This window comes from Methyloceanibacter sp. (assembly GCF_050728395.1).
Classification (GTDB): Bacteria; Pseudomonadota; Alphaproteobacteria; order Rhizobiales; family Methyloligellaceae; genus Methyloceanibacter.
This window is the reverse complement of sequence record NZ_JBOHJB010000101.1, coordinates 1-9,435: the sequence shown is the minus strand read 5'-3', so window position 1 is coordinate 9,435 and position 9,435 is coordinate 1. Positions and strand designations below refer to the sequence as shown.

Genomic DNA, 9,435 nt, shown 5'->3' with positions numbered 1-9,435 from the left:
TTGGATAGAGCGTTGCCCTCCGAAGGCAGAGGTCACAGGTTCGAATCCTGTCGGGTGCGCCAGCTCTTGTGGCTTTGCGTGCATTGAGGTTTGATCGGATCGCGTACGTCTGGTGCCGTAGCAACATACCCCGCGCAGGAACCAGACTTAGAATAAGGGGAGTGCGTGGCGTATGTCTGCGTTGTTGGCGTTAATTTCGATCATGATGATTGGCTATTTGTACGGTTGCGAGACCGATGACGGTTAGCCGAGACTGGCAACAAATCTCTCGCCCAGCGTTCGCCGATCGCTTCGCCTAGGGTCGGCTTCACGTCGACGATCGGCCGGCGGAAAAGCGACCTACGCTCCTCGTGCGCGCTTTGGTTTCTTCTGGGAGCGGGTAGGGCGAGCTGCCGCTTGCTTCGAAATGTTCAGCGCCACCGCGGCGCGAATGAGCGCCTGCAACGCCTTTGCATCGATCTTGTCGCCCTCATGGAAATCGATGGCGCGCCGCGCATTGCCTTCGAGGCTCGCGTTGAACAGGCCTGAAGGGTCCTTGAGCGAGGCGCCCTTGGCGAAGGTCAGCTTCACGACGGCCTTGTACGTCTCACCGGTGCAGATGATCCCGGCGAGCTCCCACACCGGAACCCCTAACATCGCGTTCGACGGCTTCCTCCATTTCACCTCTTCGACCATTTCGGGATCGGCCTCTCTGATGAGAGTTCGGACCCGAGCGAGCGTCTCGCCCCGCCAATCGCCGAGCGCCGCAATTCTCGCATCGATCAGCTGAGAGGGAGAGTCTCCGTGTTCTTCCTTCGCGCCGCTCTTCCGCTTCATGGTGGTTGCCGCCTTCTTCATGGGTGTTCCCACTCGCCGGTCACTTGAGTAAATAAGCTTATGACGCTTATTTCGGTCACCGGGGTTGCCGTAATTACGCAGGTGGGAGGCGAAAATGAACCGAAAACGAGGCCCGTGGGCAATGGTGCTCTCGGTCGCTGCGATTGCGCTGCTTTCATTGGTTGCGTGCGGCGATGCCGCCGCCCCGTTACTGCTGCGCAACGCGGTCGTGCCTGTGAGTGCGGTGACCCAGTACTTCCCCGAAATCACCAAGGAGGCGAGCACGGGGCCGAACGAAACGAGCGTCGGCAAGCCGCTCGCGTCGAGATCGGTGGTGTTCTCCAGCGTCGACGGAAAGAAGAAAGTGACGGTCTCCATCGACCAGTACGCCAGCGCCAGTGACGCCGCTTCTGCCTACCAAACCGCCGTGCAGGGGAGCAAGGCCGCGCCCGGGTTCAAGCCTGCGGCGACCCCGAATCTGGGGCAGGAGGCGTTCGCCGGCACCTCGCAGGTCGGCGACGAGATGCATTTCGGTCTCGGGGCACGCGACGGCAGGCTGATCATGTCCGCCACGCACGCGGGCGACATCCCCGTCACGCCCGACAACTCGAACAACCTCATCGGTCTCGGCGGCGTGGAGCTCACCACCGCCAAGCAGGTCCTCGGCCCCTCGGGGAGCGATTAGCTTTGGAGAATGCCTGCTCGGCTTAGCCCAGGCACGCACCTCGCTCCCGAGGTTCCGTCGCGCTGCTCTTCTTCATGGTTGTTGTCGCGGGCCTTCTTTGCGCCAAAAGCGGACGCATCTTTCGGAAAGAGAGAGCGGCGCGCGAAGACCTGGCTGACCGAGCATGCTAGTTTACTCTGGGGTATTTTCGGCGGCAGAAATGACCGAGTTCGATCCAGAGGCGATCTTTAACGGCCATCGTGATCGCTACTTCAACATACTCAAACCCTTGTTCCTGCCAGATGACCCTGTGAGCAACGACATCATTCGCTATTTTGCTTCATTGCTAAGGGTGCTTGGCATCGAAGACAAGGGTTGGGACCCCTACGCCGAAAGCCGCAATATATTGGACGATCTCAATCGCCTGATGATGGTCAAGCTACCGAAGAAGAAGTTCCCGGATGGTGAAAGGACGATGTGGCGATTAGGACTACTACTCTACGCCCATATCGTGGAAATGGATGCACCGTATGAGGTTGTCACGAATTTGCTGCGATTCCGGTCAGGCAAGGGATATAGCCCGAATCCGTATTTCGACCTTCTCACCGAGAAGGAGAAAAAGAACTTTGCCAAGAGCGGGATACGAACCGGCAGAAAGATCGAGCTTATAAAGGCGCTATCAAAAGAGGCCGGATTGGGCATCGGCAATCTATACGACGAATTTTACAATGGCAGATTGAGGAACGCCATTCAGCACTCCGACTTCATATTGACAGATGAAGACTTCCGATCTCGCAGCGGCATCAGCGGAACGAAAGCTTTCAAACTCACGTACGGCGAACTTGATGTCCTGATCACTAAGGCAAAGGCTTTCATGGCAGCCTTTCTCCAAATCGAGATGGTTGCGCGTCAAGTGTGGGGACTCCAAAAGGGAAAGGCGATACCCTACGACCGCCACTACAAAGGTCTGATGGAAATACTCGTTGACGATCGGGATTTGTTGTGCGGCTTCGTGGTTCATTGGCCGAACAACTCGCAGTCGATGTATCGCCGCACCGAGCAAGGGGTGGATATGGTGAACTGTATGCTTGATATAAGAAATGCGACCATCAACCTGTTTGTTAACTTGTATGCGCGAAATCCCGGCAGCTTCAGTCCGCTGGTGGAGCGAGATGCGGCCCCGATCTACACCCCGCTAGACAAGTCTGAGACACGACCCACTTGGCCGGCATCGCTCTGAGCGCCTTTAGCGCCGGCAGTTTCTTCGCAGCGGCCTCCGCGCGCTTGCGTGCTGATGACTTGGCGTCTGCCCACGCCGCGCACGCACCTCGCGAGGTCACCTGATTCGCTCGAGCTGCTGAATCTGAAGGGGGCCGGCGATAATACCTCTGTGTGTTGCGATTATGCCGACTCAGCTAAACTGACCGGCTCAAACGCAAAGGCGAGTGCCTCACATGGACGTACAAGCAGCCAAGGCGGCCATCGCGACGGTTATACGCGCATGGCCGGAGCTCGGATATTTGGGGTTAAGGCATCCGGGCAAGTTCGAGATCCACCGCAAGCAGCTCGAAGGCGAGCACGCGGCGGAAGAGTTCATTCGTGCCGTCACGTGGCTTGAGAAGGTGCCGAAGCGTAAGACGTTCAACCCATACAACTCCAGTTATGGGATCAAGGAAGCAGCCGAAAAGTGGACTGGCGACTACATTTCGAACGGCGTGTTTATTGCCGCCGCGATCCATGCCGGGTTCCGGGTTGCACAAATACCGGGAACACCGAATGCGGAGATTGGCATCGCGACCTCGGCGAAGTGGCCAAAGCCGGCGGCCTGAAACGCGAGTAAGTTTTGCTGATGACTTGACGTCCGCTCTCGCCACGCCCGCACACGCCTCGCGACTTCCCCCCTCACATCTTTTCCCCGGGCAGGGCGGCGGCTTGCTTCACCCAAGCGGCGAGCTGAGCTTCGTCAAGTTCGTCGTACTCGTGGATGTCGAGGTAGCGCGTGTCCTTGCTCTTCGACTCGCCGGGAGGGACAGGGCGCAGCGACGCGCCGCGGAAGAAGGCCACCTTCACGTATTTCGTGAAGCAATGAAGACTGAGGAACCAGCCCTGACCCTCGCCTTGGCCCTCGATGCCGTAGAAGGGCGAGTTCCATTTGACGGCCTTGCGCACGCCGGGGACGGTGCGCACGACGAGCGCGTCGAGACGGCGCCCGATGTCGCGTTTCCAGCCCGGCATGGCCGCGATATAGGCCTGCACGGGGGCGTCGCCGTCGGCCTTCGGAACTTGCGGGTTGCCGCCTGAGAGCAGGGCCGGCTTGGCGGCCTTGCGGACTTGCGGCTTCGGCGCCGTCTTGCGCGAGGTGCCCGCCTTCGCATCGACTTGGCTGGCGGTCGCCTTTTTTGAGGCCTTCGTTGACTTGATGGACGTCCTGTTGGCCATTCCCGTTCACCCGCCGATGCCTACGCTATGCAACTTTGTGAACGGGCCCCCAGCTGTGTCAATCGCACGCCCCATGCGTCCGATTTTGACGCAGAGGATTGCTACAGCGGTGCGATGATCACTTCCACGCACATCCATATTTTTCCCCCCTTGGTGTTCCGGAGCCTCGCAGTCTCGCCGCTGGTCGTCTCCAAGCCACGCGCGGCCGACTATGCCACGCTCGATGAAGCACTCACGACCGGAAGGGTGCGCATCACCGAAGTCGGCGAAGCCGGTTCGGTGCCGGAGCTGAAGCTTCTCAATGACACCGACCAGCCAATTCTATTGCTCGACGGCGAGGAGCTCACCGGTGCCAAGCAGAACCGCATTTGCAATTTGACCATCCTCGCCCCGCCGCGCGCCGAAACCGTCATTCCGGTGTCGTGCGTGGAGGCCGGGCGTTGGTATCTGCGCTCGCAGACATTCGCGACATCCGACAATATTTACTTCGCCGAGGGACGCGCCCGCAAATCCCGCGACGTCTCCGACTCTCTCGAAAGGTACTCTGCGCCGCACGCCAGACAGGGCCAGGTGTGGAGCGATATCTCCGAAAAACTCGGCCGCCTCTCCGCACAATCGGGCACAACTGCCATGTTCGATGCCTTTGTCCAGCGCAGTGATGAACTGGACGGCTTTGTCGAGGCCCTGCGGCTTCCCCCTCAGGCGGTCGGCGCCGTATTTTCGCTGAACGGGCGTCCGCTCGGTCTTGAGTTTTTTGAGAATCCGGCTCTGTGCGCCAAGCTCGGGCGGAAGCTCATCCGCTCCTGGGCGCTCGATGCCATCGACCACGGCGCCGACCCGGGCCCACCAGCCGAGCCCACTCGGAGTCAGGTGGCCGACTTCCTCGCTGCCGTTTCCGCGGCGCCAAGCAAGCGCTTCAAAGTCGTTGGCCTCGGCGAGACGGTGCGTTTCATCGACGGCCAGATCACCGGCGGGGCGCTGGTCTTTGACGGCCGGCTCATCCACGTGATGGCCTTCTCGGTCGAATGCCACGGCGCCGAACATCGCCATTGACCTCAGGCGCCCGAGCCGGTTGCGAGCGTAGGCTCCTCGACTATCGCCAGCTCCACGATCTGCTGCAAGCCGCGGCTTTCGCGGTTGGCAATCTTGATGTCGCCGCCGGCGCGCTGGACGATCTCGCGGGCAATAGTGAGCCCGAGGCCGGCGCCGGCGATATTCTGCCGCCGCCCTGGATCGACGCGGAAGAAGGGCTCGAACACCTGGCCGAGAAGCTCGGGCGGAATGCCGGGGCCTTCGTCCTCGATGATCACTTGCGCCTTGGCGCCGTCGCTCCCCTCGACCCTGACGTGAGCGCGCCGTCCATGGGTGGCGGCATTGATCATCAGATTGCGCAGCGCCCGGGCAAGCCCGAGCCGGCTCGCCCGCACGCTGACCGGCTGCGCCTCGGTGACGGTCACGTCCAGGTTCTGATCCTTGAGCTCGCCGGCGACGTCGGCGACGAGCCGGTCGAGCCACACCGTTTCTGGCGCGGTCTTGCCCGATTCCTCGCGCACCAACAGGATGGCGCTGTCGGCGATGCGCTCGAGCTCATCGAGATCGCAGAGCCACAGGCCGCGCTCCTCGTCGTCCTCCACGAACTCGGCGCGGAGCCGCATGCGGGTGATCGGCGTGCGCAGATCGTGGCCTGCGGCGGCAAGCAGACGCATGCGGCTTTCGATCGCCTTTCTCAAGCGCGAGGAGAGCGAATTGAGCGCTCTCGCCGTCGCCCTCACCTCGGCCGGTCCCCGCTCAGGCAGGTGCGGAAGGATAGCGTCGGGACCGACCGACTGAACGGCATTCTCGAGCAGAACGAGCGGTTGCACCATGCGATGGGCAACGAACACGGCGATCGCCGTCACCCCGACGGTGATCAGCGCGAGCCATTTGAGCAGCCCGTACCAAGGCTTGCGCTGCGGCGGCAGGTCCGAGATCGGCATCAGCAGCCATTGCTTGGTGCCGATGGGAATCGAGACCACGAGTGGCGCATTCCAGTCCTTGCGCGTAATGGTGACGGGAAGGTCATGACCCCGCGCGGCAAGCTCGACCCTGAGCCGAGCCGTGGCATTCTCGCGCAATTCGCCGCCGGAAGGTTCTGCCGCCAGGGTGAGCGCGCTCGTATCTTGCTTGGCGACGCGCAGGAACATCTCGATCTGATCGGCCAATGGCTCGGTGGTCCGCTCCGGCGACGGCGGCCCAAGCATGGCGAGCATAACCCAAGTGATGATGCCGACCACCGACACGATGGCCACGACCAGCAGAAGAGCGATCTTGGCGCGCAGCGTGTTCACGTCGCACCGTCCTGTAGGTCGACCCGCGCCGCCAATTGGTAGCCGCCGTTGCGCACGGTCTTGAACAGCGGCGAGGAGGCGCGGTCGCCAAGTTTGCGGCGCAAGCGGCTGACCAGCACGTCGATCGAGCGATCGAACACGTCGCCGTTGCGGCCGCGGGTGAGGTCGAGCAGCTGATCGCGCGACAGCACGCGTCCCGGCCGGTCGAGGAAGGTCTTGAGCAGATCGAACTCGGCGCCAGTCAGTACGATGTCGGCGCCTTGCGGGTCGATCACCCGCCTCGTCTGCGGATCGGCGGTGAAGCCCTCGAAGCGGTAAACCTTCTCCTCGCTCGCCGGAATTGCCGCCTCGCCATGCCGCCGCAGCACCGCCCGCACCCTGGCGATCAGCTCGCGCGGGTTGAACGGCTTGCCGAGATAGTCGTCGGCGCCGATCTCAAGGCCGATGATGCGGTCGACGTCCTCTTTCAGCGCGGTGAGCAGAATGATGGGCACGTTCGAGCGCTGGGCGCGCAAATCCCGGCAGACGTCGAGCCCGGACCCGTCAGGGAGCATGACATCGAGCACGACGAGATCGACCTGGTGCGTCGCCAGCCTCTCATGCAGCTCGTGGCAGTTTGCCGCAAGCAGCACGCTGAAGCCCTGGCCCTCGATATAGCGGGCGAGGAGCTTGCGGATCTCCGGATCGTCGTCGGCGACAAGAATTCGCTGCTGCGCGCTCATCGAAGTCGTGTTTACCGCCGCGGCGTGGCTGCAACGAGGCTATTTTTGTAACGAAACTTGGGAATTCAGCCGTCCGGCAATGTTTCGACACGGAGCGCGACGCAGCGGAAATGCTCGGAAATGTCACGGCCACGCCACGCCAAGATCGTTCCATAGAGTCCAAAGAGCATCGCAGGGGGCATCCGGCATGGCGCGCTGGAAGAAGACCGCTCGGCGGCCGCGAGGCGTTGGGTTTTTCCACCGAGCTCGGCGAAGGATCCTGCTCCCCTTGCCCATGATCTAGCTCGCCGCCCTTTCTCTGTTCGACAGCGGGATCGATCCAAACTTCCCGTGATTCAGAACCGCCGCCGCTCCAGCAACACTTCGACAAAAATTTCGCCGCCGCGGAAACATTCGGACACGCCAAGACCAACAAAAGCAATGCGGGGCGCCTAGCCTGCCGGCCTGCAAACGGTGAGGTATCACATGAACCACTTTTTTCCGAAATTTGCTCGCGTCCTCGCCTTCGCCAGCGTGCACATGCTGACGCCGGCCTGGGGCCAGACCCACGACGCATCGATGGGTGGAACGGCCTTGGCGATGACCGAGATTGCCAAAGGAGAATTGAAACGCGGCGATCGGCTGATGGCCGAAGCCACTCCTCCGGCGCCATCGCATTCCGGTCCCCCAGATCGATGCGATGGACCATCGCCGGGACCCGGACCGAAGTTTCATGCTGGCGAGGCTCCTCGTCCGCAATTCGGTCCGGGTCGCCTTGCGGCGAGGCTGAACGCCGCCGAGACCGAGATCGGCATCCGCTCAAATCAGCTCGATGCCTGGCGCGACTTCACCGACGCACTGATCGCGACCATGACGCCGCCGTGGCTGCAACCGGGCTCCGAGGCCGGCGCTCCTGGTGCTGCGCCGGGCCCGCAAGCAAGCCAGCCTTTTGCGCGGGTACAGCGTCTCGCCGAAAATGCCATCGAGCGTGGGCATCACGCCGAGAATTTGGCAAAGGCGATCGATGCGCTGAAGAGCAAGCTCACGCCTGAGCAGTTGACCAAGGTCGCCGACATCGAGGCGAGGCTCAGCGCTCGCCAGCAAGAGCGGGGACTGCATTTCGGTCCGCCGCATCGCGGCCCCGGTCCGCAGCCCAGCGGCGGGCCCGGCGGTCCGGCCGACGAAACCCCGCCTCCGGCTTCACCGGAGTGAAAAGAAGGGGCGGTGCGCCAAACGGAGCACCGCCCCTTCGACTTTTCAGCGAAACGCTACGCGCTGCGGCCGCTTACCGCGTGATAGATCCACAGCACCAAGACGGCGCCGATGATCGCCACCAGCATGCTCCAGATGTTGAACCCGGTGACGCCGGTCGAACCCAGCTTGTCGAAGATGAAGCCGCCGACCACGGCGCCGACGATGCCGAGCACGATGTCCATCAGGATGCCCTGACCGCTGCCGACATAGATCTTGCTCGCGATGAAGCCCGCGATCAGGCCCAACACAATCCAGGCTAGAATCGACATTTTCAGTTTCCTCCCTGCTGTGAATTCATTGATCCCGATCGCGACCGCATTCGAGCGCTTCAGCCCAACAGCCGCGCCAGTTCGCGTTGCGTGGGCAGGCGGCCGTCCGGCGTCATGCGGTCGACCACATTCGGCAGCATCTTTGCCAGCTCCGAAATGACCTCGTCGCGGGAAAGACCGGTGCGGCGGGATAGCTGATCGACGACGTCCGATCCGAGCGCGTCAGACATCTGCCTCGACGAGATGTCCTCGTTCTTGCCGCGGTTGACCCAACTGTCGATGGTGTCGCCGAGACCCTTTTGCTGGAATTGCTTTACCAGGCCGCCGAGCCCATCGAGGATGTCGCCGGGCGAAGCGTCAGCTGGGTCTGCCTGTGGGATGCGCGGTGCCGGCTGAGGCTCGGCTGACGCGGTCTGATCGGAGCCTTTCTTGCTGAAATATCGCGAGGCTAACAGCGCGAGAAGCGCAATCACCAACGGTTTGGCGACATTGCCGCCTGGAACGGCGGAGCCGCCGTCAGATCCAAAAATATTGCTAGACGATGCCATACTGACCTCCTCAATTGAACAAGGCACCCCGTCCCCGAAGCGGAAATTTACCACCTTGGCTTCGCGCCACCAATCACGGCTTGCATCCACGGAGCGTCTTGGTGTCGCTGATAAACCGCCATTATTCAGCGCTTGGCGCTTGATTGGCGTCACCGGCACTCCATAAAAGGGGCGCTATGACAATATCCGTGACCGAGGAGCCCATATCGCTTGCCCCGGAATGGGCGCCGCAAAAGGCGATGTGGACCGCCTGGCCGGCCAACGCCGGCCAGTGGAACGGCGACCTGCGGGCGCCGCGCCGCGACGTGACGGCCATGGTGCGTGCGCTTGCCCCCGCGAACCGGGTGCGCCTCCTGGTCAACGGCGCCGAGGCCGAAGCTTCGGCGCGGACGGCGCTGGGCGAAATGGCCGAGATCG

Annotated in this window: 12 protein-coding genes; 6 read left to right on the top strand and 6 right to left on the bottom strand. The window is 62.2% G+C overall.

Annotated features, from left to right (window positions below; all coding sequences use genetic code 11):
* Positions 1–339: 339 nt before the first annotated feature.
* A complete protein-coding gene (locus ACREC7_RS14140) occupies positions 340–837 on the bottom strand; it encodes a DUF1801 domain-containing protein (RefSeq protein WP_431556332.1) in 498 nt (165 codons plus the stop codon).
* Positions 838–958: 121 nt separating this feature from the next.
* On the opposite strand from ACREC7_RS14140, the gene ACREC7_RS14135 reads away from it, so the two are divergent.
* The 3 genes from ACREC7_RS14135 (at position 959) to ACREC7_RS14125 (ending at position 3,309) form a co-directional block, all read left to right on the top strand.
* A complete protein-coding gene (locus ACREC7_RS14135) occupies positions 959–1,501 on the top strand; it encodes a hypothetical protein (RefSeq protein WP_431556331.1) in 543 nt (180 codons plus the stop codon).
* A gap of 199 nt (positions 1,502–1,700) precedes the next feature.
* Positions 1,701–2,720, top strand: a complete 1,020-nt coding sequence (locus ACREC7_RS14130) for a hypothetical protein (RefSeq protein WP_431556330.1) — start codon at positions 1,701–1,703, stop codon at positions 2,718–2,720.
* Positions 2,721–2,934: 214 nt separating this feature from the next.
* Complete coding sequence (locus ACREC7_RS14125; protein ID WP_431556329.1) at positions 2,935–3,309, top strand: hypothetical protein; 375 nt, start codon at positions 2,935–2,937, stop codon at positions 3,307–3,309.
* A gap of 73 nt (positions 3,310–3,382) precedes the next feature.
* Here ACREC7_RS14125 and ACREC7_RS14120 read toward each other — a convergent pair whose 3' ends face one another.
* Positions 3,383–3,919 carry a DUF1801 domain-containing protein gene (locus ACREC7_RS14120; protein ID WP_431556328.1) on the bottom strand — a complete coding sequence of 179 codons (537 nt, stop codon included), beginning with the start codon at positions 3,917–3,919 and terminating at the stop codon, positions 3,383–3,385.
* A gap of 114 nt (positions 3,920–4,033) precedes the next feature.
* Between ACREC7_RS14120 and ACREC7_RS14115 the strand changes: the two genes are divergently transcribed.
* On the top strand, positions 4,034–4,972 hold the full coding sequence (locus ACREC7_RS14115; RefSeq protein ID WP_431556327.1) for an ARPP-1 family domain-containing protein: 939 nt from the start codon (positions 4,034–4,036) through the stop codon (positions 4,970–4,972).
* A gap of 2 nt (positions 4,973–4,974) precedes the next feature.
* Here ACREC7_RS14115 and ACREC7_RS14110 read toward each other — a convergent pair whose 3' ends face one another.
* Positions 4,975–6,246 carry a sensor histidine kinase gene (locus tag ACREC7_RS14110; RefSeq protein ID WP_431556326.1) on the bottom strand — a complete coding sequence of 424 codons (1,272 nt, stop codon included), beginning with the start codon at positions 6,244–6,246 and terminating at the stop codon, positions 4,975–4,977.
* Entirely contained in the window at positions 6,243–6,968 is a 726-nt protein-coding gene (locus ACREC7_RS14105) for a response regulator (RefSeq protein WP_431556325.1), read from the bottom strand. Before ACREC7_RS14105 ends, ACREC7_RS14110 begins: the two co-directional genes overlap by 4 nt.
* A 465-nt stretch (positions 6,969–7,433) precedes the next feature.
* On the opposite strand from ACREC7_RS14105, the gene ACREC7_RS14100 reads away from it, so the two are divergent.
* Entirely contained in the window at positions 7,434–8,159 is a 726-nt protein-coding gene (locus tag ACREC7_RS14100; protein ID WP_431556324.1) for a Spy/CpxP family protein refolding chaperone, read from the top strand.
* Between the two features lie 56 nt (positions 8,160–8,215).
* On the opposite strand, the gene ACREC7_RS14095 is transcribed toward ACREC7_RS14100, so the two are convergent.
* Together ACREC7_RS14095 and ACREC7_RS14090 are read right to left on the bottom strand one after the other, a co-directional pair.
* Positions 8,216–8,470 carry a GlsB/YeaQ/YmgE family stress response membrane protein gene (locus ACREC7_RS14095; RefSeq protein WP_431556323.1) on the bottom strand — a complete coding sequence of 85 codons (255 nt, stop codon included), beginning with the start codon at positions 8,468–8,470 and terminating at the stop codon, positions 8,216–8,218.
* A 59-nt stretch (positions 8,471–8,529) separates the two neighbouring features.
* The gene (locus ACREC7_RS14090) at positions 8,530–9,018 is read right to left on the bottom strand and encodes a YidB family protein (protein ID WP_431556322.1); all 489 of its coding nucleotides are present in this window, start codon (positions 9,016–9,018) and stop codon (positions 8,530–8,532) included.
* Positions 9,019–9,194: 176 nt separating this feature from the next.
* Between ACREC7_RS14090 and ACREC7_RS14085 the strand changes: the two genes are divergently transcribed.
* On the top strand, positions 9,195–9,435 hold a 241-nt coding region (locus tag ACREC7_RS14085), incomplete at its 3' end, for an agmatine deiminase family protein (RefSeq protein ID WP_431556321.1).